Here is a 25,352-nt window from a genome sequence, read left to right on the forward strand (position 1 = left end):
ATAAAAAAGCAAGCATAATCCATGCCTGACACAGAAAATACAGCAATTGGGGGACATTTAGCAATCGTAAAACCTGACCCAACAGTCGATGCGTGTCATATTGACTCACTTTTTGATTCAAAAAATCATCTTTTTTCACTAAAAATAAATTATATTAACATATTATCAATGTGTCATTTATGGACAGCACAAACGGCTTTCGGGTCAAAAAAGGACACTGCGAGGGCGAGCCGTACTCCATGCTCAAAAAAAAGGTGATTTGACGTAATTCTTTTCTCAAAACGATGCCTGAAGCGGTAAATTCGACCTCGCATTTTATGGAGTATTGCCGTTAATTGTATCATTTTTTGCACTTTTTACCGCCATATTGTTTCAGACTGGCATTGTCGCCTCTATTCTGTCATAAGGGCCGCATTGTTAATCAGCCATAGCGCGAAAAGGCTATGACCAGTAGCATTTCACACTGCAAGAACAAGGAGACAGAACAGATGCCTGTCCGACATATTCGCGGCATTTCCCTACGTCAGCTCACGGCATGTGCCGTGTTCGCGCTCGCCATTGCGGGCATGATGATGCTTCCGACACTTTCTTCTGATCACGAAACATGGTTGCCAGGCCCACAAGCCGCTCACGCAGCCACCGCGCCCCAGGAGCCTTTCGATTATGCCATCCTCAAAGGCAAGGCCCGCACTCTGGCTCAACAGCCCTACATCGACCACAAGGCCGACATCCCGAAAGCCGTAAAGGACATGACCTGGGATCAATACCAATCCATTCACTTTAACAACGACCATGCGCTATGGCGCAAAAAGGACTCAAGGTTCAGGGGCACCCTGTTCCACCTCGGCCTGTACTTCACGCAGCCCGTGGCATTTTATGAATTAAACAATGGACTGGCCAAAAGGATCGACTACGATCCCGGACTGTTCAAGTACGGGAAATCCCACATCGACCCGGAGAAGCTCCCGGCGGACCTCGGCTTTGCGGGCTTCCGTCTTCAGTTCAAACCGGACTGGGTCCGAGATGTTGTGGCGTTCCTCGGTGCGAGTTACTTCCGTGCAGTAGGCAAAGAAATGCAGTACGGGCTGTCCGCACGCGGTCTGGCCGTGGACACGGCCCTGCCCCGCCCGGAAGAGTTCCCGATGTTCACGGCGTTCTGGATGGAGCAGCCTAAACCCGGCAGCAATACGGCCACGGTGTACGCGCTTCTGGATTCACCCAGCATTACCGGCGCCTACCGGTTCGACATCACCCCGGGCGACACGCTGACCATGCGTGTCGATGCCGCCCTCTATCCGCGAAAAGCCATAGAGCGCCTTGGCATAGCCCCGCTCACCAGCATGTTCATGGTCGGCGAAAACGACCGCCGCATGGGCTATGATTGGCGTCCTGAAATCCATGACTCAGATGGACTGGCCATGCACACCGGCTCCGGTGAATGGATCTGGCGTCCCCTGAACAACCCCCGCACCTTGCGCTTCAACGCCTACACTGATGAAAACCCGAAGGCGTTCGGCCTGCTCCAACGAGATCAGAACTTCGATCACTATCAGGACGACGGCGTATACTATGACAAGCGCCCCGGTCTGTGGGTGATGCCTCGCGGCAACTGGGGCAAAGGCTCGGTGCAACTGGTGGAAATCCCCACTCTTGATGAAACCTTCGACAACATCGTGGCCTTCTGGAGCCCGGACAAGCCCATCGAACCCGGCCAGGAACTTCTCTACAGCTACGATCTGTTCTGGGGAACGGCCGCGCACGGCCCGAAGCAGCTCGCCCATGTGGCCGACACCTTCACGGGATTGGGCGGCGCTGTCGGCAAGCGGCGCGCACATTTCAGCAAACGTTTTGTTGTCGATTTCACCGGCGGCAAGCTTTCGCGGATAGGTGACGACGCCAGGGTTTCCGCTTCCATCATCACGACCGCAGGCACGATCGAAATGACCAGAATCGAACCGCTCCATTCAAGAAAGGGGTATCGGGTCCGCTTTGATCTCGTCCCGCCGGACACAAGCGAAAATCCCATCAACCTGCGTCTGTTCCTCAAGTCCGGCAAACAGACACTCTCCGAAACCTGGGTCTACCAATGGACTCCGCCTCCGGCAGACCAGCGCCAGCTCCACAACGCTGGCCACCTGCATTAAAAAAGCGGTAAAAAAGAACAAAAGGCACACCGTCATGATGACGGTGTGCCTTCCTGATTTCAACGCTTACAATTTTACCAAGAGACTCCCTCCGAATTATTTTTCGATCTGCGCAGCCACGATCAACCCCATTTGGTTTTCAGCGACCCTTTCACTCCGAACAGCGGTAAATCCATGTCGTGACAGAACGTCTGTAAGCCCTTCTTTTTCTATGACATGTGAAGGATATCCAGACAATCGTGTCATGGCCTCCAACGCGACATGGGACAGCAGATCCTCATACATCTCGTTTTGAGCATAGTGATGGGAAACAAACCAGCCGCCCGGTTTTAATGTCTCGGCGATCCTCTCGATAACACTCGAAAGGTCGTGTTTCATGACATATAATATGTGGGACATGACAACCACATCATATTGCGACTCCGGCAAACGGTCTTCTTTCAGATCAAACTCGATGGTTGAGATGCGCTCGCCAAATCCCAGTTTCTCGCAACGGGACTGGGCCAGAGGCAACACACCAGGCAAATCATAAATCACGCCTTTCATCTCCGGGTTCTGTTCCAAAACACCGAGGGTATACATACCGTGATTGCCCCCGATATCGCACATTGAAGTAAACCCGGTAAAATCGGGGAGTCTTCCAATATAATCCACCACAGCGGAGAGCCCGCCACTCATGGCATTCTGTGCAGTACCTTCAATGGCATCCATGGTACTCCAGTCTCCTTTCATGGACTGGACCTGCGCATCTTTACCCGCGAGCAAGTCAAGGATGGAGTCTTCGACCTTGGTATAAAAACTCGTGATCAAACGCATGCCGTCCGCTTGATACAGCGGGGCCGTGCTCACAAGATACTCGTTTGCCACAGGCGTATTTGCATAAACGCCCTCCGTACGCACCAGCAACCGGGCCGCGACCAGGACATCCAGGACCGGCTCAAGACGATCAGCGACAAGCTCCAGTCTTTTTGCCAGATCAAACGAAGTCATCCCTTTACCAACAAGGAAATCAAATACTTTCAGTTCAATAGCCGCCATGATCACCTTGTTCACAAACGACGCGACAGGGGCCTTGCGTATCGGTTCGAAATCAGTCTCAGGCTTGAAAATAAGCATATACACTCCTTGTGTTTAGCTGCTAAACAGATTGGGTAAAAAATTTTACTTCAAATAATTCCCCATCCATCCGTCCATTTCTTCGCTCAAACTACAGACCACTTGATATGAAGAGTCATCCAGATTCTGTAAAAATGCCATGAACTGCGCATCATGCTTTTGATGAAACTCCATATGCCGGGAATGCGCCACTCTGCCCAGTTCCGTGGCGCTGATAATGACGCGCGCACCGTTGTGCCGATCTTTTTCCTTGGTAAACAACCCTTTCTTGAGCAGTCGCCCGGTCAACTGGGAGACAGCACCCTTGGTCGTCCCCAGCTCCTGGGCAAGCTCCGTAACGCTGAACGGTCCCTGGGTTACAACAGTTGAAACCATGTGGATTTCAGCAGGAAACAAAGGATCACCAACGCCAAAATCAAACGGCATCTTGTCAATACGGGCATATTTTTCAAGAGCACGTCCCAGCGTTTTCAGGACCGGCAACACATCGTCAAATGATCTCATGCGCACTGTTTAGCAGCTAAACAAAATCAAGGTCAACTGTTTTTCATTTTTGACAGCCACTTGTTCGCAACTGCGGTTCCCTGCGATACAAAAGGGATTCCACAAAAAAAAGGCAGAGAAGAACACTTCCCGGCCTTTGCTCCGCAAGATGTACGATTGTCTTACTTCAACTCTCTATCGGCGTATTCAAAGTACTTCCCTTTCTTGACCGTGAATTCATGGTCAAAAAACGGCGATGAAATAAGAAATTCCGCAGACGAACGGTTGCTGGCCGTGGGGATATTATACAGCACGGCCAGACGCAACAGCGCCTTCACGTCGACATCATGCGGTTGAGGCTCCATGGGGTCCCAAAAGAAAAACAGAATATCAACCTCGCCGTCGGCAATGTGGGCACCAAGCTGCTGATCGCCGCCCAACGGTCCTGATTTCAATCTGGTGACATTGACGGGATGCGACGCATCTCCCGATTCCGCAGCGCGTTTTTCGAGCAGTGATTTGACCAGCCGTCCGGTTGTACCGGTAGCGATGAGGTGATGCTGGACCAGCATGCCTCGATTGCAATCGATGAAATCCAACAGCTCATCCTTGCAATTATCGTGAGCCACCACTGCAATATTTCTCGTTGTATCCATCATAACTCCAATCTGAAATGTACTATGCCGGTTACGCCGGACCACACATGAGCCGATTATGTGTCACGCCCGGCGAACACCGATAGCATGCGTCCTTCCATGACGAATGGCAACCCTCATGGTCACACAATACCCTGAGAATCTGCGGCAATGCAATGCAAGGGAAAAGGCTTGTCTGCATACACAGACAAGCCGTTCTTTATCGGGCGGAGGGAGCGGGTACATCCGTCTGTGGCAAAACGGGATCGTCTGGCTTGGAGAACCAGCCACGAGCATGCGTGAGAACATCCTCCAATATCATATACATGGCCGGCACCAGCAGCAACGTGATCGCGGTAGCGAACAGGATACCGAACCCAAGGGAGACTGCCATGGGAATGAGGAACTTGGCTTGACGCGAGGTCTCCAGAATCATGGGAGCCAACCCGCTGAAGGTGGTCAGGGTCGTAAGCAGGATGGGCCGGAACCGGGCGGTTCCCGCTTCCAGCAACGCATCGTGGGCGCACATGCCCTTGCGACGCATGATGTTGGTATAGTCGATGAAGACCAGAGAATCGTTCACCACGACACCGGACAGGGCCACGATGCCAAGCAGACTCATGAGTCCGATAGAGTAGCCCATGAAGACATGCCCCAAAACCGCGCCCACTGCGCCAAAGGGAATGCACGCCATGATGATCAGCGGCTGCACATAGCTCTTGAAGGGAATGGCGAGCAAGCCGTAAATACCCAGCATTGCCAGGAGTAACCCCGATATCATGCTGGCAGTGGACTCACTCATGTCCGCCTGCATGCCCTGCATGGAGCAGGACAGGCCGGGGTACTTCTGAACGAGTTCCGGTATGGCTTCCGACAACACGCTCTGCATGACCTGCGTGGCCTGATCACGGGGCGTCACATCCGCAGTCACGGACAAAACCCGACGACCGTCACAACGCTTGATAACCGTATAGGCGCGGCCTCGCTTGACGTTCACGACATCACGCAACAGGACTTCCTGGTCGCCCGGTGTCATGATCATGAGTTCATCAAGATTATACTCGGAAACACGCTCGTTTTCCGGGCGGCGAACAACCACTTTGACTTCATTGCGCCCACGCTGCTGCCGCAGGACCTCGGTGCCATAATAGGCAGCCCGAACCTGGCTGGCGACATCCTGCGCTGTCAGCCCAAGGCTCAAACCAGCCGGTGTAATGGTGAAATCAAGCTGTTGCTTGCCGGGTGAAAACCCATCGTCCACATCAGACACTCGCGGATAATCGCCCAGTATCTTGGCCAGATCATGCGCCGCAGACTCCAGGGTGGTGACATCGGAATGACTCAACTCGAACTCAAGCGCATCACCGGCACCGGGACCGCCCTTGTCCGAGGCAAAGGAGACGGCTTCCAGACCGGGCACCTCGCCCACTTCCCGTCGCCATTCCTGTACGAATTCATCCGTGGAAATGGGCCGAACATCACTCGGAGTGAGATAGACCTTGATCTTGACCACATGGCTGCCGGAGATATCCCGACCGGCGCCACCGATCTTCGTGTCCACACCTTCAACCAGCATGTCACCGCCATTGGCTTCCATGACCCGTGTGGCCGCCGCCAGAAAATGGTCTCGCACGGCCTTAGTTCTGCTGACGGCAGAGCCGTAGGGCAGCTCGACTTGCGCGTAGGCGTAATCGGACTCCACCTTGGGCATCATGGTAAACCCGAGCCGGCCGCTCAAGACATAGGCACAGGTGAGGGCCAACAGCCCCACTCCGATGGAAATCGTGAGATATCGCCAGGTGACACAGGCATCAAGGATCGGGCGGTACACACGCTGGATAAAGCGGAGCAACCCCTTTGCCACACGCTGCTGATAGTGCGCAACCCAGTCCATGATACGACTCTGCCGCCCTTCTTTCATATGCCCCAGATGGGCAGGCAGCACGAACAGACTCTCCACCAATGAAATGGCGAACACGCTGATGACCACCACGGGGATGGACCAGAACATCTTACCCATGACACCCGGAATGAATAACAGCGGCATAAAGGCCACCACATTGGTGAGCACGCTGAAAATGACGGGCATGGCAATGCTTCGTGCCCCTTCAATGGCCGCCTGGAGTGGCGGCATACCCTGTTCTCGCATGGTGAACACGTTCTCGCCCACCACAATGGCGTCATCAACCACGATACCCAGTGCAATGAGAAAGGCGAACATGGTGATCATGTTGATGCTCACACCCAACAGGGGCAGAATCAGGAAACATCCGAGAAAGGAAATGGGAATACCCATGGCAACCCAGAAGGCGAGCCTGGGGTCGAGGAACAGGGCCAGAAAAATGAATACCAGCGCCAACCCCATGTACCCGTTGCTCAAGAGGAGATCCATGCGCTGACCGTAGACCTCGGACATGTCATTCAAGACCTTGACCGAAACGCTTGAAGGCAACTGTTGCTGGAACGAAGCAAGGGTTTTCTTTACGGAATCAGAGACGGAAATAGGCGTCTGATCTCCAACGCGATAGACATCCACACGAATGGCCGGTTGCCCATTGTATGTGGTGACAATATCATCGTCCTTGAATCCATCGGTAATCGTGGCGATATCTTCGAGCAGCACCTGTGTGCCGTCACTCCCCGTCACAACAGGGATGCGGGCGAAGTCGCGCCCGTAATCACGGCGCTCCTTCATGCGCACGAGAATCTCACCGGACTCCGCCTTGATGCCGCCGCCGGGCATATCAATGGAGGCTTCTTCAAGTATGTCGGCCACACCCTGCAGGGTCAGGTTGTACGTACGCAGTTTTTCCTGTGATATTTCGATGGAAATCTGCAGATCACTGACCTCGCTGAGTTCCGCCTGCGTCACCCCGGAAGCGGCGATGATCTGCGAGCGCAACTGCTCGGCCAGTTCACGCAGAGTCACCCCCGACTCATTGCCCCAGAGCATGATCGAGAGCACCTGACGCTGATGGGAGACCTCGGAAATGACCGGGTCCTCGGCTTCTTCGGGAAAGGAGGTGATCCCGTCCACCTCGGTCTTGATGTCCTGGGTGAGCTTTTGCAGGTCTGCCCCTTCGAGCGCCTCGACAGTGATACTTCCACTTCCTTCGGAGGCAGAAGACGTGACCTCTTTCACCCCGTCCAATCCCTGTACGGCCTGTTCAACAGCGAGAACAATCCCCTGCTCCACCTCTTCCGGGCTTGCGCCGGGATAGGATATGGACACGGAGACCGTGTCTTCCGAGAACTCGGGGAAGACTTCCTGCTTGATCTGAAAAGCGAATATCAGTCCGCCCACCAACAGCAGGACCATCAGAAGGTTGGCGGCAACCGAGTTGCCCGCCATCCACGCTATGGGGCCTTTCGGTGTTCTGTATGATGCAGTACTCATTGAGCACCTCCATTCGTGACTTCACCGACGACTCCCGCCACTCCCTGCGCGCCTTCGGATGCGGACGCAGTGGAAGCCGAACGGAGCTTCATACCCTGTACAGGCGCGGACACTGTCGACGTTACAAGGGTTTCACCATCTGCCAGGCCATCGGCCAGAACGATGACCTCGTTCTCACGCCAGACCGAATTCACGGTACGGATATCCAATGTTCCGTCGCTACCGAGAATCCATACGCTCCCGTTCTCATGATAGGCGGAACGGGGGATGGTATAGACATTGTTCAGGGTGCCACCGTCAATCTGAACCGTGACATAGCTGTCAAGGAGCAACGGTTTGACATCGACACGCCCTTCAAGATTCAAGGGGTCCTTGACCGAGATAATCACGCGAGCCATGCGCCCTTCACTTTCAAGCGACGGCAACAGACGAACGACACGCCCTTCACGAACGGTCTTCCGCGTCCCGCTGCCACTGATGATGCGGGCAACAGATCCTTCCGCCTTGTCATTGACCGGAATGGAAATCCAATCCAGACGATCCACCGGAACCGAAGCCTCAACCCAGAATTCATCCGTGCCGACCAGCGTGGCCAATGTTTCCTGCTCTGACACGGCAGCCCCGACATCCGTGGACTTTGTCTCCACGGTAGAGGCAAACGGAGCGGTGATACGAGTGCGCTTCAAATTCAGTCTGGCCTGTTCAAGCGTGGCCATGGCCGCCTTCAGGTCAGCCTTGGCCTTTTCCAGATGAGGCTTGCGCAGAGCGAGTTCGGAGTCGGCCTCCGTCCCATTGGACGATCCCTTGAGCAGATTCCATTCGCGAGCAGAGACTTTCTGATACCCCTGCTCCAGCTTGAGGTCGTATTCCGCCGTGGTCACGTCGGCCTTGACCTCGCTCAGCGCCAATTCATAGTCCTCGGGATTGATGCGGAGGATTTCTTCGCCTTGAGCAAAGAATCCGCCCGGAACAAAGTTGGGACTGACGGTCTGCACTTCACCGGAGACCCTCGATTCCAACGAGATCTCACGGGCGGCGGTCACCGTACCCATGACCGGAACCCACACCTGATGATCACCCATGGAAATGCGCTGTGTATCCACCGTGGGATGAATGACGGCCTGCGGCCTTTTCCTGGCCTTGGGGGCGGTCGCCACCGTGGCGTATGCCCCTGCTGACGCCAGTATGATGATCACGACCGGCAGTATGATCTTGAAATTGAACAAGGCTCCTGCCCTGGTAAACAGAGTATTCATGTTATCCCTCGTTACTTGTGGGTGTGTCGGATGATGGTGTGTCGGCCACGGGAGGTTCCATGGAATCAGCCCACGTGCCGCCCAGAGCGCGGTGCAATGCCACGCGATACAGGAGCAGGTTGGTTTGCTCTTCGGCCATTGAAATTTCCAGTTCCTGTACGGAGAGCAGGGCGCTCAACACGGGCAGATAATCATCCAGTCCCTGTATATAGCGGCTGATAGCTTCGGACAGGCTGGTACGGGCCGCATCGAGTTGCAGGTTTCGGTCGTCCACATACTTCCTCTGCCACTTCTCCTGAACCAGCGCGTCTTCCACTTCCTTGAACGCGGTGTAGACCGTCTCCTTGTAGACAGACAGCCTCTCGTCAACGACACCACGCGCCTTTTCAACCTCGGCCTCGCGATACCCGCCATCAAATATGGGACCGACAATGGACGCGGCCAGGCCAAGCGCCCAGTTATTGAACACCGTAGCCAATTGGGTACCGGAATACGCACCGGTTCCGGTCAGGCTCAGGGAAGGCAGACGATCGGCCCTGGCGGCAGAGACCAGCCAGTCCGCCGAAGACAGATTCATACCAGCCGCGCGGATGTCCGGTCGGTTGGCGAGCAGATCGGCAGGCAGACCCAGACCAGGGAGTTCGCCCAGTTCGGGAAGCTCGGCGTCGCTGACCTCGATACTTCCTACAGGTTGTCCCATGAGCAGGGCCAGCTCATGCATGAGCAGTTGCTCCTCGGACTCGATGGGGGGCAGCAGCGCGGTCACCTGCGCCAGATTCTGCCGCTGCTGGTACACGTCCAATGCCGTTGATATGGAATTGCGAAATCGCAGTTCGATCAGCTCAAGATACGTCTTGTTGGCCTTGATCTGCTCCTGCACGATGCGCTTTTTCTTGCGCTGTGTCTGAATCTCCAGCCAATGCTCCACGACCTCGCCGGCCACTGTCATGGCAACGGTATGCAGGTCCTCCCGACTGGCAAGATAATCAAGGTCCCCTGAATTGGCATTGGCCTGAATACGGCCCCACAGGTCCACTTCATACCCGGCACTCAATCCGATGGAATGGTTTTCCGTCCGGGTTGTTTTCCTGGCGTCGCCGTCATGCTCCCGTGTGTGGGAGTAGTCGCCAGTCATATCCAGGGTCGGATATTTGTCCGCGCTCGCCTGTGTGGCGGATGCGCCCAGTTGCCGGAGGGTGGACCATGCCTGCTCAATATCGAAATTGGCGGCCAGGGCCTTCTCCACCATGGAATTGAGTTCCGCGTTGCCGAAATCCTTCCACCATTTCCCCGGATCAGGTTCGTCATCCGAATACATGGTAAAGGCGACCGGAAGCGGCGCCATCGGTTCAACCCTCGGTGTGGGTTTGAAGGGGGAGCAGCCACTCATGATGGTAATCAGGCATACCACCGTAACCGCAACCCGCCAGGGGGAATGTATATGAATCGTTTTCACTCTGTGCTCCACTCGTTTTTTGTATGGGTATGGTATAAAGAAAAGATGTCGTGAGAGTGTTTGGGGCATGATAAAAAATGTTATAAAATGTAAAAATCCGGTTGCGAGTCTTTTCTTCTCAACCCTTTTGTGAGTACGAAAACACCATGGAAACAACTGGTCCCATCCTGCTCATAGACGACGATGCGATGCTCCGGGAACTCGTGGTGGAATACCTTGAGGAATACGGCTTTACCGTCCACACCCTGCCCAACGGTCTGAAGGCGGTGGAAACGATACAGTCGATATCTCCCAGCACGGTTATTCTGGATGTCATGATGCCCGGCAAGGACGGCCTGGAAGTCCTCCGCGAAATCCGCACGGTCTCGACCGTTCCCGTGATCATGCTCACGGCCAAGGGCGAAGACACCGACCGCATTGTCGGTCTGGAACTCGGAGCGGACGACTATATGGCAAAGCCCTTTAATCCTCGCGAGTTGCTGGCGCGTATCAAGGCCGTGCTCAGACGATTTGAAACCGCCATGCACGAAGGAACCGGCAAAGCCGATTCCACAACCCTCTCCGCGGGCGGGCTGACCCTCAATATACCCAAACAGACACTGCTGGTGGATGACACCGAACTGGAACTGGCCCCCACTGAATTTCGTCTTCTCAAGGTGCTGATGTCCAACGTGGACAAGGCACTGACGCGCGACAACCTCATGGACTTGGTATGGGACAAGGATTTTTCCGCCTATGACCGCAGCATAGACGTGCACATCAGCAAGCTGCGCTCTCAGCTCAAGCTGTTTGAAAAACACGCCAAGCGGATCAAGACCGTCTGGGGAACCGGCTATATGTTCGTAGGTGAAGCATGAAGATAGGCGGCCTCTATTTTCGCATGCTACTGGCCTTCGTGGTGGTCCAACTGATAGCCATACTCACCATGTTCACCCTGGTCCACATAGGCAAGATTCGCCCGCCGTTCACCCAGAATGCAAAGGAACGGACCTATGCTGCCAAACGTCTGGTCGAGCATGAACTCGCCGGAGCCAAAGCGATCTCCCCCGACCTGAAAAGTACATTGAATTCCATGCTGCAAACGTTCGCCAGCGCTTTTCAGGGAAAGATATGGGTGACGAATCAATACGGAGACATCGTCAGCAGTTCCTTTCAAGGTCCTGTCCCCCTCACCGGGAATGAGACCATCGATGTGCAAGAAAAGACCTCCGATGGGGACACGCTCTACCTGATGGAACGCAACAACCACAAGAACATGTACCTTGTGGGAGCCATCCCGTTTCACAACGACACCCTGACCATCCATGTGCTGCATCAATGGAAGATGCACCGGGAAAAAGTCTGGTTTATGGAAGGGTTGCTGCTCATGTCCTTCATTGCGGCCCTGCTGCTCATCCCTGTCTCGCGAAAACTGGCACGCCCGCTCAATGCTTTGACGGATTCCGCCGAGCAGGTGGCGCGCGGCGATTTTTCCCCACGCGTCAACGTCACCGGATCAGGCGAAATATCCGTGCTCGCCAACGCATTCAATCACATGGCCGAAAATCTGGAAAGAATCGTCCAGGGAAGCCAGGAGCTCACAGCCAACCTTTCCCACGAACTCCGCAGTCCGCTTGCACGTATTCGTATTTCCCAGCAGATAATCATGGAACGGCTGGAATCGGGCAGAACCGACGGCACCCGTAAGCATGTGGAAAAGATGGAACGGGAGATCGACCATATGGATGGTTTGATCGACAAGATTCTCAAGCTCTCCAAGCTCGACATGCAGGAAACACCGCCCCATGACGACGTGGTGACCGTCAAAGACCTGATCGCCAAAACGGTCAACCGCCATCAGCCGCTCATAGATGACAAATCCATGCACGTGGTCCAGTCACACGCGGACGTCCCCCCGCTGCACTGTAACCGAGACAGCCTGCAGATTGCCCTCGACAATGTGCTGGTAAACGCCATCAAGTACAGCGCAGACAAGAGCACCATCACCGTCTCAACCGAGTTCGACGGGGAGGAAACAATCATCCGCGTGACCAATCCGTATCCCCCGCTGTCACCGGAAGAACGCGAGGCGATCTTCATCCCCTTCAAACGACTGGGCTATGACGAGCAGGACGGCAACGGTCTGGGGCTGGCTTTTGCCAAAAAGATCATCACGGAACATGGTGGAAGCATGCATGCAACCAGCCAGAACGACACGTTCTGCATGACCCTGCGCCTCAAGGCCTAGCCATCGACGCAATCTGCTCCAGCAGCCACCGCGTCCACAAGGCGTGCCCTTTGGCCGAGTAGTTGTCTGACAAGGGGTTCATGAAACCGTGGCCATAGGGAACCACATGGCAGGCGGTCTCGGGCAGGTCCTGAAGGACCTCGACCACACCTCCGACATCAAAATGCGCTTCATGACAAGGAAAAATCAATGTTACCGGAATATGAGGAATGCGCTGCATCATTGTGCGGATTGACGAGCCATAAAACCCGATGGCACCGACTGCCGGGCCGACCTTCGCTTCAGTAACCGCTGACCAGACCGCGCCAGCCCCTGCACTGAAACCCACCAGGCATACCGGGCCTGCTGCCCGCTCAAGCGCCTGCGCAACCCGCCGGGCATATTCGCCGTGACCACAGACCTCCTGATACCGGCTATACGCCTCTTCCTCACTGACAAAAGCAGGGTCGCTCCCCGCATACGGATCAATCACAGTGACCGTATGAGAACAGCGCTCCAATACGCGCACCATCTCATCCACGTGTGACGTCCGTCCCCATATCTCCGTAGCAAGAAGAATCTGCATAGCTGTCGGCTCAGACTCGACTCAGTCGAGTAGACGTGAAAGCCCCTAGTTGGAGGGTTGAATCAGGCGCATTCTTTCCGCGGCCCATGCCACGGCCTCGCGCGGTGAGACCCCTTCGTACAGCGTAGCGTTAAGCATGTCACCAATTACTCCCTCGGCTGATATCTGAGTCGCCTGCGGCATGAGCTGTCCATCGGAAAAACAAAAACATTTCAGCGAATCAAATCCCAACAGGATACTCTCCACCCGCTGTCTGGAGTAGTTTTGAAAAACCCCTTGAGGATCTCTGAAAAAGGTTTCGTGCATGGCGATATCTCGAAGCACCGGCATCATCCCGCCCGGGACCATGTGAAGCCACGAAATATAGGCGTCCTTTGTAAACAGAAATTTGACAAAACGCTCGGTCGCTTCTTCCCGCACGGCATCACCGGTTTTCATGAGTCCAAGGGCGTGAAGCACGCCGAAACTCGCCTTTTCCGTTCCTGTAATCGTTGAAACAAAGCCTGTGTTGGACGAAAGCTGATAATCGAAAGGCGCCCCTTTCAGCTCCTTGAAGTGTTCACCTGTCAGGGAGTCCCCGGCAATGGCGGGAATGGCCAGATCATCCATGATGAATGTCGAATAGAACATCATCGCCATTTTTCCCTGAAGATAATAATCCCTTCCCCGCCACGTCTGATGTCCCGGCGGAGTATATCTGGCCAGCTCGTTATAAAACGCCACCGTTTTCACAGTCTGTGGCGAATCGAAAACAACCGTCCCATCCCGTGTCACCTCTTTCACTCCCGCTGAAAGTGCGAGGTGGGTAAAGACCTGCTCGGCATACGCGTCGCCTTTTGTGCCGATCAAAATGCCATAGCGGCCCTGCTGCGGATCATGAAAGGCCCTGGCGGCCTTCAAAATATTTTCCCAGGTATCGGGAGGAGCCAGCCCGCGCTTCTCAAACCAGTCTTTTCGATACCAGATGCCTTGAACCCAGCCATTGAAAGGCACACCGCAATGCTCCCCATCAGCCAGTTGCAGCCGACGCAAGGTCCCGGCATAAAATCTCCCGCTGCCAATGGAATCGATACACTTCTCTGCGCCGGGACAGTTGACCCACCCCTGATTGCTCAGGGCGACAACCAGATTCGACGCACAGCCCACCAAATCCGGACACGAATCCGAGTTTCTGACCCTAGCCAGTTCCTCGGCCATACTGTTTTCTCCGACACCTCGGATTTTGACTATGATGTCAGGATTGAAAATCATGAACACATCGGCAAGGTATCGAACGACCGCCTGTCTGTCCTGACTTGTTTCAGTTGTCCAGAACGTAATGGAGGTAGCCGCAACCGAAGGAATCGGAATGAGCAACACGAGACACACAAGCAGCGTCTTCCAACGGATCAGAGTCTTAGGTTGTGACACGGTTCCCCCTATTTGACATCAAAACTCAACTCCCCACACCAGGCGGTATCCGGTGGAGTCACCGCATAGCTCTGCGCGAGTGTATGATATTTATCGACAAGGGAATCAGCCCCATAGAGGTCCAGCAGGGCAGAAAAAGCATCCACTGCACCGACAAAATTCCGTGCAAGGAACAGGTCCATCGCGCCCTCCCATTCCCGCACCTTATTCATGGATTCAACGTCCACGGCAAAGGGAGCGAAAACACCTGTGGCGCCATGCCGGGTTCCAAGGAGTTCATAGACTCCCATCTCCACCGACGATCCCTTGGGCACGACCTTTCCGGCAAAGCGAAACAGGAACCCTTCTCCAGCCGCCCGCATGGTCGATTCACTGACCAGAATGTCCGTTCCCATGTATTTGTTGAGCCCTTCAAGTCGAGAGGCGAGGTTCACCGCCGCACCCATGGCGGTGTAAGCCATGCGGTCCGATGAACCGATATTGCCGACAACAGCCTCACCGGTGTGTACGCCCATCCGCGTCAGGAACTCAGGCTTCCCATTCTCCCGACGTTTCTGGTTGAAAGCCGTCAACACATCCCTGCACTCCAGCGCTGTCAGGCAGGCATGAAAGGCATGCTCGTCATCAGCCACCGGCGCGTTCCAGAAAACCATGATGGCGTCGCCGATATATTTATCTATGGTCCCGCCATTATCCAGAATGGTCTCTCCCATATCCTTCAAATACTGCGTAATACCACCGGTCACCTGCTCCGGCGTCAACTGCTCCGAAATGGTGGTGAAGTCCTTGATGTCGCTGAACAGGAACGTCATCATCCTGCGGTCGCCACCCAGTGTCGGGACAATCTTGTTGACGATCATCGATTCCACCAGCGGCTTGGGGATATACCGTCCAAAGACATTCAGCGTTTCACGCATGGTCTCCGAGGCCTTGCCCAATTCACGTATTTCAAAAATATGCGAGCGCACCTTGATGGGGGTGTCCAACTTGAAGGCCTTGATCTCTTCAAGACTCTTGGTCAACTCATTCAGAGGACGGCTGATCCGCTTGGAGACGATATAAATAACGGGAAAAAACAAAAAGAGCATACCCAGGGAAACCAGAATTGTCCGCTTGCCAACATCGGCGATAGGACCGGTGAACGAAGACTCGGGGATCGCCATACCTATGAACAGTTCTTTGCCATAGCTTTTGGGAAGCGGTGTCACGGCAACCAGATGCGAGACGCCATCGACCATGAGAGACTTGTTTTGGAGCGATTTGTCGCTGTCTTTCATGAATTGCCGCATAAGCGCAGACAGGACCTTTGACCCGAGTGCGCCGACCTTGTTCCACTGTCCCGGTCGCCCATTATCCACGCCGATGCTGGTAACCAACCGATCCAGCTTCGGGTAGGCATACACATCACCGTTGGCACCGAAAATCATGATCTCGCTATCCTTGCCCACCAATTGCGATTTCAAGAACCGGGACAAATTGGACAAGGACAGATCCACGCCCACGACACCGTGAATCAACCCATCAAACCGACGCGATACGGTTATCCCCGGCTCTCCTGACAGGGAAAAGACATATACGTCACTGAGCGTGGCAATATTCGTTTCATCCGTGGACTTGAACCAGGGCCGGTTTCGCGGATCATATTCCACGTTCAGGGTCGTTGACGACCCTACGGTGACAAACCCCGCATCCAGAAACTTCCTCAACTCGTACCGCTGTCCGTCTGGCCGGTGACCGATGACTTGCGTATACCAGGCGGCTTGGCTCGGGATATTCAGACTTTTCTTCATGTTACCCCTGCCGTGCAAGGACGAGACGAGAAAAAAATCGCCATCTCCGAAACCGGTATAGATTGACGTAACATCTTTGTTTTGCTCAAGGAAATTGAAAAAAACATGTTCCAAAGGATGGGAGTGTATGGTAGCCTTTCTCTCTATGTTCGGAAAACTGACAGCGGTTGAAACCGTCCTGAAAGCCGTATCAAAAAGCACTTTCGTCTTGTCTGCGACCGAGTCCTCGACCTGAGACAGCAATTGATGCGCAGCGATTACGGCAGCATCGGTGTTGCTTTTGTAGCCATACCCGACAAGAATGGTAACGATCACCGACACGAGGATCGTAAAAACCATCAATATGTTCGCGTATAGAGGAAATATTATTTTCATACCGGGTCCCACTGCGTAAGTATGAGTTGAAATTGCGAGCGGGCAGCCTTCCACAACCAGTTGAAACTAAAACAGTATTAGTGCGTTAGCATATTTCACACCTCCAAAACAACCAGTCTTTTAAAAACAATACCATAGATCGCAAAGCCCCCCCTCTGTTCACCTGTTCGCGACCACACCGTCTGCTCAGGTATATTTTGACAAATCAGGGATGGTATCCAACATTGGTACAGACGGTGTTCGGTTTACCTTCCCAACAACTCTGCGTATGGGATGGACCGGCTCACTGGCCCCATTTCTGCACACAAACAGGACAAGAAAACATGGCTACATACAAGACTATCTGCCCATATGACTGCCCGACGACCTGTGGACTGCTGGCTGAGACCAGCGGCCACACAATAACCAAGGTCAAAGGCGACCCGGACGATCCTGTCACCCATGGTCTGATCTGCCACAAGATGCAGCGCTATGAGGAGTCCATTCATTCCCCGGAGCGCATCCTCACCCCCCTGAAACGGGCGGGCGACAAGGGCGCAGGCGCATTCACGCCCATTTCATGGGACGAAGCCGTGGACACGATCGTGACCCGTTGGAACCGGGCATTGGATGAATACGGCCCTGATTCGATCCTGCCGTTCTATTATTCAGGCGTCATGAGTCTCATCCATCGCAACTGCGGCGACGCACTGTTCAACAGAATGGGTGCCTGCTCACTGATAAAGACCCTGTGCGCGTCAGCCAAGGGAGCCGGGTACAAGGCCGTCATGGGCAAGACGGGCTGCCTCGACCCCAGAGAACTCGCTGACAGTGATTTCTACATTGTCTGGGGCAGCAACATGAAAGCCACCCGCCTGCACAGCATGGCGGATATCGTCAAGGCCAGAAAACGCGGCAAGCCCGTGGTACTCATCGAAGCCTGCGCCGCGGACATGGCGTCGTACAGCGATCAGGTCATCCTGGTCACGCCCGGCACGGACGGCGCGCTGGCACTGGCCATGATGCATGTGCTGCTGGAAGAGGGATTGGCCGACACCGATTTTCTGCGCAGAGAGACCGTCGGCTTTGACGATTTCGCGAAAACACTGGATGCGTATACCCCGGACTGGGCCGAAGGGATCACCGGGGTTCCGGCACAGACCATCATCGAGCTGAGCCGACAATACGCGGCCGCCAAAGCCCCAGCCATCATTCTGGGTAGCGGCAACACACGGTACGCCAACGGCGGCATGATCGCCCGACTGCTTACGATCCTATCGACGTTCACCGGAGCGTGGGGACGCCCTGGCGGGGGATTGTGCGGGTGCTCCACGGGAGACGGCCCCTATGTGGACATGGACCGCATCACCCGCCCGGACCTGCGGACCAACACGGCTCGTAAAGTGAACATCAATACCCTCGCCTCAGCCCTGAAAGACGCAGAGGGCGTGACACCGATTCGCTGTCTGCACGTCTATGCCAGCAACCCGGTGGGGTCGGTCGCCGACCAGCAGGGTATACGCCAGGGACTGCTGAACCCCGACCTTTTTACAGTCGTACATGAACGGTTCATGACCGATACGGCACGGTATGCCGACATCATCCTGCCCGCCACATTCTCGGTCGAACAGACAGACTGTTACAACTCCTACGGCTACTGTTCCTTTGGCTCGGCGCACAAAGTCATCCCCGCGCCCGGCGAATGCAAGAGCAACTGGAACATCTTCTGTCTGCTCGCCAAAGCCATGGGGTATGACGACGCCCACTTCGACCGAACCGAAGAGCATCTGCTGGAGGAATTGCTCAGCAACCCCATGTCCGGTCTGCAAGGGATACCGAAAAATCAACGGGAGACACTGAAAAACGGCGGAGTCATCACAACGCCGTTTGCCGATCATACCGACTGGAAAACACCCACCGGCAAGATAGAGATCGTCAACACAGCCCTGACGCCCACCATGCCCTGTTATCAGGAGAACGGAGGTGGCCATTACCCGCTCCGGCTCATCGCAGTCCCCAGCACCGAGACCTTGAATTCCATCTTTCTGGAACGCGACACACTCGTGGAACGGAGGGGCGAGATGACCCTGGCCATACACACGGAGGATGCGGCTCAGCGAGACATCGCGGACGGAGATTCGATCCTCGCATTCAACGACCTTGGCGAAGTCTCCTTCACCGCCCGTGTGACACCACTGGTCGCCAGGGGCGCGGTGGCTGCCGTGGGAGTCTTTGATTCCCGGCAATCGGCAAACGGCAACCTCGTCAACACCCTGCACCGCGAGCAGCTCTCGGATTTGGGCGAAGCCACCACCCTGAATGACCACACGGTGGACATCCGCAAGGCCTGACTCATCGGCTGTGCAGACTGCACACCGCATTAATTCAACCATCATGAGAAAGGCTTGGAAGGAAACACTTCCAAGCCTTTCGTGCTCGTGTTCGATTGAGAGGCTTTTTTCTACAACGACCTAGCGGAAGGCATGCCAGGCCCGGGTCGTGAGACCACGCACCCTGCACAGAAGAAATTCAAAAAGAAATGCGCCCGCAAGAACCACAAAAAAGGCCCAGCAGGCCGTCGGATTATCCATTGCGGACTGCCACAACAGCATCACCAATGCCACAATACAGACGAATCCACCGACCACCATCAGGGGACGGCTACCGCCAATGACAGGAGCCATTTTCGCCCCGGCCAGATTGACCGCGGCAAAGATGAGCAGAAAACCGGCACTGGCGATCATGGCAATGGATTGAAGATCAAGAGTATTGGCCATGCACAGGGACATCGCGCCAACGGTCAGCACTCCTGAAGGCTGGTTCCACACCTTGCGTTCCATGAACTCGGGCAACTCCTTGTCTTTTGCCAGGATCAATCCCAACCGCGCATTGCCATAGATGGTCGCGTTGATGGCGGAGAGTGTCGCGAGCATGGCCGCAATGCCGACAAGGGAAAAACCGAACTGACCGAGCGCGGGGCGAGCCGCCTCTGCCAACACATAGTCCTTTGAAGAAGCGATCAGACTTTCCGGGACCACGCCCACGGTCAGCACTGCCACGAGAATATACAGGGCCACCACAAGGCCTACGGAGACATAGAAGGCACGCGGCAGGTTCACGGTCGGATTACGAATATCCTCGGCCGCATTGGCGATGAGTTCGAACCCTTCATAGGCCACGAAAATGATCATGCCCGCAGGGACGACGGCGGACATGGGCGCCCACGTTGACACGGACAGCCGGGCCGGTTCCACATAGCTGGCACCGGATACGACGACCACAGCCAGCAGCACGAGCTTCACGACCACGATGAGCGTTTCGGATTTGCTGATCAGTTCGGCACCGAGCAGGTTGAGCAGCACGGGCACGATGATCGCCACGCTGACAAGCGCATGGTGCATGAGAGAGGACTGCATGCCGCTCGGCAAAAACGTTTCGGCATAGGACGCGAACGCCGTTGCATACAAAGACAAGGTAACCAGATAACTGAGCCACAGGAGAAAATTGAGTCCACCGGTGAGAGAGTCCAGACCGAACGCCTTGTCCAGAAACACCACCGTCCCGCCCTGGCTGGGAAACGCGACAGACAACTTCGCATAGGAATGGGCCGTCAGCAACGCAATGCACCCGGCAAGAGCAAACGCTATCGGGGTCGCTCCATGTGCCAGGGAAACCGCCTCACCCAACACGGCAAAGATGCCGCCGCCAACCATGCCGCCGATACCGATCGCAACGGCTCCGGGGAGACTTATTGCCCCTTGCGCTTCATCACTCACTCTCCGCTCCTTAGTTCCTTTCATTTCCACTCAAAACCACCCATATCCGTAGACAGGGTGGACGCGTTCACACATTCAGATAAGACGGAGTGTGCCTGTTGTCATCCTTTTACTAGGCTGATCGCTGAAATCGACAGAAACGAATTCTGTAAAAAGGAAGCGGGAAAAAGTGGCTTGGGCATCGAAGATGCCAGCGGCCCAAAGCCGCCTCACCACGGGCACCGTGCAGTGGGCACGGGCAGAGCAAGGGCCTGATTCGCTTCGCTGAGGACATGGGTCTGCATACCCGGCCGCGCATACCGTTTCACATCCCTCCTGACCAGAGAGGAAAAATGCATGGTGTCGTCCTCTGCAAACGGCATGTGGTATATCACCACGTCGCGGGGGCGAAATATCTCATTGATGATCTGCTGCCCCTGTTTGTTATTGTAGAAAATGGGGTTCACGAACGCGACATCCACGGTCACGTCCGTCAAGGCGGCGGCATAATACTCCGCAACATGATCGGCATCCCCGGTAAACAGGAGATTCATCCCTTTCACCGTCAGCAGGAAACAATCATTCCGAATGGTGGCATATTGAGGGCCCATATGGCGCGCGCCAATGGCGGTAACGATCACATCGTCAGCAAGCTCAAACCGTTGTTTTGTTCCCGGCTCCAGGCCCAATGTCCAATAGGGAATGGCGAGTTCTCGGACGCGGTCTAGCAGGAGCGCAAGGTTCGGGGACCCATCCGTTTCACTGGGAAGGAAGAGCCCTTTTACCGGCCTGTTGAGGATATGGCCCAATACATATTGCGGAGTAAAATGGTCAGGGTGTTCGTGCGTGAACAGGAGATAGTCAAGATGGGTAAAAGGGACAATCCCCTGACGCATGCGCTCCATATCGGCTTCGGAGACCCGGCTGAACGGGTGTCCGCCTTCATTATGGATGCCGTCCACGAGCAGCCCAACGCCGTCGCATTCGATACACACGCCGGCGTTGGCAACAAGAGTTATGCTGATATACTCGTTCACGCCTTCCACCCCACCCTGTTTGTCATGCCATCGACTCAAGACGTTCATATTCCTTTTGCGAACAACTGAACCTCGATCAGGATCAGGCATTCAGAGCCGCGAAGCTCTCGGCAGCATGATACGAGCTGCGCACCAGCGGCCCTGCCACGACCTGTTTGAATCCGAGCTTATTCCCGATATCTTCAAGTTTCTTGAAGGTATCCGGGTGGACATACTCAACCACCGGGTGGTGCTTGGGTGAGGGACGCAGATATTGACCAAGGGTCAGCGTCTTACACCCGACCTGCACCAGATCGTCCATGACCTCTATCACCTCGGTCAGGGTCTCGCCCAGGCCGAGCATCAGGCCGGACTTGGTGGTCGTATACTGATCCTGACACTCCATGAATACATTTCTCAGCAATTGCAGAGATTGTTGATACACAGCCCCCGGACGTACTGACGAATAAATGCGGGGAACCGTTTCCAGATTGTGATTGAGGACGTTCGGACGAGCCTTGATGACCTGCTTGAGCGGTTCTTCCTCTCCGCCGAAATCCGGAATAAGGACTTCAACCGTTGCCCCCGGATTTTTACTCTTGATGGCGTGAATGGTCGCGGCAAACTGCCCGGCGCCGCCGTCTGGGAGGTCATCCCGGGTCACGGAAGTGACGACCACATGCTTGAGGCCCAGCTGTTTGGCGGTCAGGCCGACCATGTCCGGCTCATTGAGATCCGGGCGGGCCGGATGCCCATGCGTCACGGCGCAAAACGTACAATTGCGCGTACACACATCCCCGAGGATCATGAATGTGCAGGTTTTATTGGCAAAGCATTCGCCGATATTCGGGCACTGTGCGCTCTCACAGACGGAATGGAGCTGACCTTTGCCGAGCAGCCCACGAATACGGTCCATATCTTGTGCGTTGGGGGCTGGAAGAACCAGCCAATCAGGCTTTTGCAAGGGAAGTCTCCTCTACGAGCTGTTCCAGTTCCACGGGACGCATGGCGATCTGGAAAATGTCTGAAAAATGCCTACGCATCTCACTGCGTACGTCATCAACCTTAATAGGACGTCCAAGAACCCTGGACATGGAGGTGACCCCGTGTGACGCGATGCCGCAGGGCACTATGAAGGAAAAGTGTTCAAGATCAGGACACACATTCAACGCGATACCGTGCATGGTGGTCCATTTGCGAACAGCGATCCCCATGGCCCCGATCTTGGAATCACCGACCCACACGCCCGGATAGTGGGCGTTACGCTCCGCTTCTATGCCGAACGCATGGACAGTCCGAATCATGACCTCTTCCATTTTCCGTGCGTACATCCGGATATCGCGTTGATCCCCCTGCAAGGACAAAATGGGGTAGCAGATGAGCTGACCAGGACCGTGGTAGGTGATGTCTCCCCCCCTGGACGTCTCGTGCACCGTGATGCCGTTCCGCTCCAGAACCTCAGTGTTCGCAAGGAGATTGTGCGTTCCGCCACTCCGGCCGATGGTGATGCACGGCGTATGCTCCAGCAGGATCACGACATCCGGGATTTCCCCTTGGTGTCGTCTCCTGTGCAGCGCTTCCTGCAACTGCGTCATCTCTGTATAATTGCGTCTGGAAAACTCCAGCCACACGCCGTTCGTATCGGGCATAGCGTCTCCGGTTATCATGATCGTCGTTAGGATTTTGGTAGTGTGAGTCTGTCTTTTATGAGCAACATATATGCCAGCGCAAAATAATGTGATACACAGAGAACTATCCTCTTGCCGCAAAAACGGACGGAGCGGATTTCGACGCCTGATGCTGCCGTTTTCACTGATTGCATTTTTTTGTTGACGGCCTATCATTTTTTCGTAAATAGTAACCAATACTAAATCTGACTTCACAATTAGGAGATACCATGAGTGAAAGAACTGGAGTAATTACTTTTCAGGGCAACCCGTTGACCCTGGTCGGTCCTGAGATCAAAGTCGGAGACACTGCCCCCGATTTTGCTGTTGCCGCCAATGACCTGTCCCCGGCCACACTGGCTGATTATGCGGGCAAGGTACTGATTATTGCCGCCGTGCCGTCCCTGGACACCCCGGTCTGCGATATGGAGACCCGCCGCTTCAACACCGAGGCCGCCTCTCTGGGCGATAACGTGAAAATCCTGACCGTGAGCATGGATCTGCCGTTTGCCCAGGCCCGCTGGTGCGGTGCTGCCGGAATCGAAGCCGTGCAAACCCTGTCCGACCATGCCGGAGCCTCTTTCGGTGAGAACTGGGGCACGCTCATCAAAGAGCTGCGCCTGCTGACTCGTGCCGTCTTTGTCGTCGGCAAAGACGGCAAGATCGAATACGTGGAATACCTGAAGGAAATCACCGAAGAGCCGGATTACGATGCCGCTCTCGGGGCAGTCAAAAAACTCATCGGATAGCGACTCTTCAGGAGAGCGCCCTGCTCAAGGGCAACTCCATCCCTGTCGCCGATTCTGTTCACCATCAGCCATGCCGGATCCCCTCGGCATGGCTGATATTGTTTGCCAACCTGAAATACCCGGTCCGGCACGCTGTTTTCTCGGCCACGCCCCCGAGCGCATATACTCTCCCATGCAGATGTGCTACTGCATAGACTCCGTCAACATCCACAAACGCACACCGCCGAGGGCCGACCATGCCGTTACGGGTCATAGAAATTGTTACACCAACCGCTGACAAGGAAGAGGTTGTCAAATCACTTGAAGACCATCGCCCAAAGGAGGGCTACGTTTTCTGGGCAACCCCCATTGCAGATGAAGACGCGCTCGCCTTTCGCATCATCCTCAACGTGCAGGAGTCAGAGGATGTGCTGGACAAACTGGAACACCTCTTTGCGTGGACCGAAAAATACCGGATCGTGGTCTATCCGGCGGAAGCCACCCTGCCTCGCCTGGACCCGCTCACACAAAAAAAGGAAGAGAAGGAAGAGGACACTCCCCCGGACGAGGATAAGAACAACGGGAAAAAAGACCGCATCAGCCGGGAAGAGCTGTACTCCGACATTCTGGATACGACTATTCTTTCAAAAAACTACCTTATCCTGATTCTGCTCTCTTCTATTGTCGCCATAATCGGACTTGAACGAGACAGCGTGGCTATCATCATCGGAGCCATGGTCCTGGCCCCGCTCCTGGGTCCCAATGTCGGATTGGCACTGGCGAGTACTCTGGGCGACTACACACTGGCACGGGAAGCCTCGAAAACACTCGTGATAGGGATCAGTCTCTGCTTTGCCCTTTCCGTTGCCGCCGGATTGGCCTTTGGCATGCCCGCCATGAACAATGAGCTGATGTTGAGAAATTCGATCACCTATTCCGACATGGTCCTGGCCTTCGTCTCCGGCGCGGCTGGCATCGTTTCTTTCACCATGGGGGTCCCGACCTCCCTTGTGGGCGTCATGGTGGCCCTGTCCCTGCTGCCGCCCCTCACGGCGAGCGGCCTGTTCCTCGGAGCAGGGCTGACCTCCGACGCACTGGGAGCCGGACTCCTCTTTCTGGCAAACATCATCTGTCTCAACCTTGCCGGTGTCGTCACCTTCCTGCTGCAGGGCATCCAACCCCTGTCGTGGCGGGAAAAGGAACAGGCCAAAGCCACAACCATCCGGGTCACCCTCCTGTGGAGCACATTGCTCACAGGGCTCATCCTCTTGTTATACTTCAAGATTGTCCTGTAGCTAGGGACAAGAAACAAAAGGCCCTTTCTGACCGACCGCAAAACAGAGGCGTCGGAAA

Annotated in this window: 19 protein-coding genes; 6 read left to right on the forward strand and 13 right to left on the reverse strand. The window is 55.0% G+C overall.

The window, feature by feature from the left end; all coding sequences use genetic code 11:
- The first annotated feature begins 443 nt into the window (after nucleotides 1–443).
- Entirely contained in the window at nucleotides 444–2,144 is a 1,701-nt protein-coding gene (locus tag SRBAKS_RS06080; RefSeq protein ID WP_229594998.1) for an OpgD/OpgG family glucan biosynthesis protein, read from the forward strand.
- A gap of 96 nt (nucleotides 2,145–2,240) precedes the next feature.
- On the opposite strand, the gene SRBAKS_RS06085 is transcribed toward SRBAKS_RS06080, so the two are convergent.
- The 6 genes from SRBAKS_RS06085 to SRBAKS_RS06110 form a co-directional block, all read right to left on the reverse strand.
- Entirely contained in the window at nucleotides 2,241–3,260 is a 1,020-nt protein-coding gene (locus tag SRBAKS_RS06085; protein WP_229595000.1) for an acetylserotonin O-methyltransferase, read from the reverse strand.
- Nucleotides 3,261–3,305: 45 nt separating this feature from the next.
- Complete coding sequence (locus SRBAKS_RS06090; protein WP_229595011.1) at nucleotides 3,306–3,764, reverse strand: MarR family transcriptional regulator; 459 nt, start codon at nucleotides 3,762–3,764, stop codon at nucleotides 3,306–3,308.
- Nucleotides 3,765–3,925: 161 nt separating this feature from the next.
- Nucleotides 3,926–4,399: a methylglyoxal synthase gene (locus SRBAKS_RS06095; protein WP_229595013.1), complete on the reverse strand. Its 474-nt coding sequence runs from the start codon at nucleotides 4,397–4,399 to the stop codon at nucleotides 3,926–3,928.
- 199 nt (nucleotides 4,400–4,598) lie between these two features.
- Nucleotides 4,599–7,775: an efflux RND transporter permease subunit gene (locus SRBAKS_RS06100; protein ID WP_229595015.1), complete on the reverse strand. Its 3,177-nt coding sequence runs from the start codon at nucleotides 7,773–7,775 to the stop codon at nucleotides 4,599–4,601.
- The gene (locus SRBAKS_RS06105) at nucleotides 7,772–9,031 is read right to left on the reverse strand and encodes an efflux RND transporter periplasmic adaptor subunit (protein WP_229595027.1); all 1,260 of its coding nucleotides are present in this window, start codon (nucleotides 9,029–9,031) and stop codon (nucleotides 7,772–7,774) included. Before SRBAKS_RS06105 ends, SRBAKS_RS06100 begins: the two co-directional genes overlap by 4 nt.
- Nucleotide 9,032: 1 nt before the next feature.
- The gene (locus tag SRBAKS_RS06110; protein WP_430709102.1) at nucleotides 9,033–10,421 is read right to left on the reverse strand and encodes an efflux transporter outer membrane subunit; all 1,389 of its coding nucleotides are present in this window, start codon (nucleotides 10,419–10,421) and stop codon (nucleotides 9,033–9,035) included.
- Between the two features lie 212 nt (nucleotides 10,422–10,633).
- Here SRBAKS_RS06110 and SRBAKS_RS06115 point away from each other — a divergent pair, with 212 nt between their 5' ends.
- Both SRBAKS_RS06115 and SRBAKS_RS06120 read left to right on the forward strand, forming a co-directional pair.
- Entirely contained in the window at nucleotides 10,634–11,344 is a 711-nt protein-coding gene (locus SRBAKS_RS06115) for a response regulator (RefSeq protein WP_229595031.1), read from the forward strand.
- Nucleotides 11,341–12,714: a HAMP domain-containing sensor histidine kinase gene (locus SRBAKS_RS06120; protein WP_229595033.1), complete on the forward strand. Its 1,374-nt coding sequence runs from the start codon at nucleotides 11,341–11,343 to the stop codon at nucleotides 12,712–12,714. Before SRBAKS_RS06115 ends, SRBAKS_RS06120 begins: the two co-directional genes overlap by 4 nt.
- Here the strand turns inward: SRBAKS_RS06120 and SRBAKS_RS06125 are convergent.
- Genes SRBAKS_RS06125 through SRBAKS_RS06135 form a run of 3 tightly spaced genes read right to left on the reverse strand, consistent with a single transcriptional unit; the run spans nucleotide 12,704 to nucleotide 16,818 of the window.
- Nucleotides 12,704–13,279 carry a dienelactone hydrolase family protein gene (locus tag SRBAKS_RS06125; RefSeq protein ID WP_229595035.1) on the reverse strand — a complete coding sequence of 192 codons (576 nt, stop codon included), beginning with the start codon at nucleotides 13,277–13,279 and terminating at the stop codon, nucleotides 12,704–12,706. The two genes, SRBAKS_RS06120 and SRBAKS_RS06125, sit on opposite strands and share 11 nt — an antisense overlap.
- Nucleotides 13,280–13,324: 45 nt before the next feature.
- On the reverse strand, nucleotides 13,325–14,689 hold the full coding sequence (locus SRBAKS_RS06130) for an ABC transporter substrate-binding protein (RefSeq protein ID WP_229595045.1): 1,365 nt from the start codon (nucleotides 14,687–14,689) through the stop codon (nucleotides 13,325–13,327).
- An 8-nt stretch (nucleotides 14,690–14,697) separates the two neighbouring features.
- Entirely contained in the window at nucleotides 14,698–16,818 is a 2,121-nt protein-coding gene (locus tag SRBAKS_RS06135) for an adenylate/guanylate cyclase domain-containing protein (RefSeq protein WP_229595047.1), read from the reverse strand.
- A gap of 359 nt (nucleotides 16,819–17,177) precedes the next feature.
- Between SRBAKS_RS06135 and SRBAKS_RS06140 the strand changes: the two genes are divergently transcribed.
- Complete coding sequence (locus SRBAKS_RS06140; protein WP_229595049.1) at nucleotides 17,178–19,184, forward strand: molybdopterin-containing oxidoreductase family protein; 2,007 nt, start codon at nucleotides 17,178–17,180, stop codon at nucleotides 19,182–19,184.
- Between the two features lie 120 nt (nucleotides 19,185–19,304).
- Here the strand turns inward: SRBAKS_RS06140 and SRBAKS_RS06145 are convergent, their stop codons facing one another.
- The 4 genes from SRBAKS_RS06145 to lipB form a co-directional block, all read right to left on the reverse strand.
- On the reverse strand, nucleotides 19,305–20,609 hold the full coding sequence (locus SRBAKS_RS06145) for an APC family permease (protein WP_229595060.1): 1,305 nt from the start codon (nucleotides 20,607–20,609) through the stop codon (nucleotides 19,305–19,307).
- A gap of 209 nt (nucleotides 20,610–20,818) precedes the next feature.
- Nucleotides 20,819–21,673 (reverse strand): MBL fold metallo-hydrolase, encoded by an 855-nt coding sequence (locus tag SRBAKS_RS06150; RefSeq protein ID WP_229595071.1) that lies wholly within the window; start codon nucleotides 21,671–21,673, stop codon nucleotides 20,819–20,821.
- A 34-nt stretch (nucleotides 21,674–21,707) separates the two neighbouring features.
- The gene (gene lipA, locus SRBAKS_RS06155; RefSeq protein ID WP_430709104.1) at nucleotides 21,708–22,520 is read right to left on the reverse strand and encodes a lipoyl synthase; all 813 of its coding nucleotides are present in this window, start codon (nucleotides 22,518–22,520) and stop codon (nucleotides 21,708–21,710) included.
- 34 nt (nucleotides 22,521–22,554) lie between these two features.
- On the reverse strand, nucleotides 22,555–23,253 hold the full coding sequence (lipB, locus tag SRBAKS_RS06160; protein WP_229595084.1) for a lipoyl(octanoyl) transferase LipB: 699 nt from the start codon (nucleotides 23,251–23,253) through the stop codon (nucleotides 22,555–22,557).
- 248 nt (nucleotides 23,254–23,501) lie between these two features.
- Here lipB and tpx point away from each other — a divergent pair, with 248 nt between their 5' ends.
- Together tpx and SRBAKS_RS06170 are read left to right on the forward strand one after the other, a co-directional pair.
- Entirely contained in the window at nucleotides 23,502–24,020 is a 519-nt protein-coding gene (tpx, locus tag SRBAKS_RS06165) for a thiol peroxidase (protein ID WP_229595086.1), read from the forward strand.
- 236 nt (nucleotides 24,021–24,256) lie between these two features.
- Nucleotides 24,257–25,294 carry a TIGR00341 family protein gene (locus tag SRBAKS_RS06170; protein WP_229595088.1) on the forward strand — a complete coding sequence of 346 codons (1,038 nt, stop codon included), beginning with the start codon at nucleotides 24,257–24,259 and terminating at the stop codon, nucleotides 25,292–25,294.
- Nucleotides 25,295–25,352 lie beyond the last annotated feature (58 nt).

Source organism: Pseudodesulfovibrio sediminis, assembly GCF_020886695.1.
In the GTDB taxonomy this organism is placed as follows: domain Bacteria; phylum Desulfobacterota; class Desulfovibrionia; order Desulfovibrionales; family Desulfovibrionaceae; genus Pseudodesulfovibrio; species Pseudodesulfovibrio sediminis.

Bases quoted from the DNA above. Each gene is read 5' to 3' on its own strand.
- SRBAKS_RS06080 (WP_229594998.1), top strand. From the start codon at position 444: ATGACCAGTAGCATTTCACACTGCAAGAACAAGGAGACAGAACAGATG.
- SRBAKS_RS06085 (WP_229595000.1), bottom strand. From the start codon at position 3,260: ATGCTTATTTTCAAGCCTGAGACTGATTTCGAACCGATACGCAAGGCC.
- SRBAKS_RS06090 (WP_229595011.1), bottom strand. From the start codon at position 3,764: ATGAGATCATTTGACGATGTGTTGCCGGTCCTGAAAACGCTGGGACGT.
- SRBAKS_RS06095 (WP_229595013.1), bottom strand. From the start codon at position 4,399: ATGGATACAACGAGAAATATTGCAGTGGTGGCTCACGATAATTGCAAG.
- SRBAKS_RS06100 (WP_229595015.1), bottom strand. From the start codon at position 7,775: ATGAGTACTGCATCATACAGAACACCGAAAGGCCCCATAGCGTGGATG.
- SRBAKS_RS06105 (WP_229595027.1), bottom strand. From the start codon at position 9,031: ATGAATACTCTGTTTACCAGGGCAGGAGCCTTGTTCAATTTCAAGATC.
- SRBAKS_RS06110 (WP_430709102.1), bottom strand. From the start codon at position 10,421: ATGAGTGGCTGCTCCCCCTTCAAACCCACACCGAGGGTTGAACCGATG.
- SRBAKS_RS06115 (WP_229595031.1), top strand. From the start codon at position 10,634: ATGGAAACAACTGGTCCCATCCTGCTCATAGACGACGATGCGATGCTC.
- SRBAKS_RS06120 (WP_229595033.1), top strand. From the start codon at position 11,341: ATGAAGATAGGCGGCCTCTATTTTCGCATGCTACTGGCCTTCGTGGTG.
- SRBAKS_RS06125 (WP_229595035.1), bottom strand. From the start codon at position 13,279: ATGCAGATTCTTCTTGCTACGGAGATATGGGGACGGACGTCACACGTG.
- SRBAKS_RS06135 (WP_229595047.1), bottom strand. From the start codon at position 16,818: ATGGTTTTTACGATCCTCGTGTCGGTGATCGTTACCATTCTTGTCGGG.
- SRBAKS_RS06140 (WP_229595049.1), top strand. From the start codon at position 17,178: ATGGCTACATACAAGACTATCTGCCCATATGACTGCCCGACGACCTGT.
- SRBAKS_RS06150 (WP_229595071.1), bottom strand. From the start codon at position 21,673: ATGAACGTCTTGAGTCGATGGCATGACAAACAGGGTGGGGTGGAAGGC.
- lipA (WP_430709104.1), bottom strand. From the start codon at position 22,520: ATGGACCGTATTCGTGGGCTGCTCGGCAAAGGTCAGCTCCATTCCGTC.
- lipB (WP_229595084.1), bottom strand. From the start codon at position 23,253: ATGCCCGATACGAACGGCGTGTGGCTGGAGTTTTCCAGACGCAATTAT.
- tpx (WP_229595086.1), top strand. From the start codon at position 23,502: ATGAGTGAAAGAACTGGAGTAATTACTTTTCAGGGCAACCCGTTGACC.
- SRBAKS_RS06170 (WP_229595088.1), top strand. From the start codon at position 24,257: ATGCCGTTACGGGTCATAGAAATTGTTACACCAACCGCTGACAAGGAA.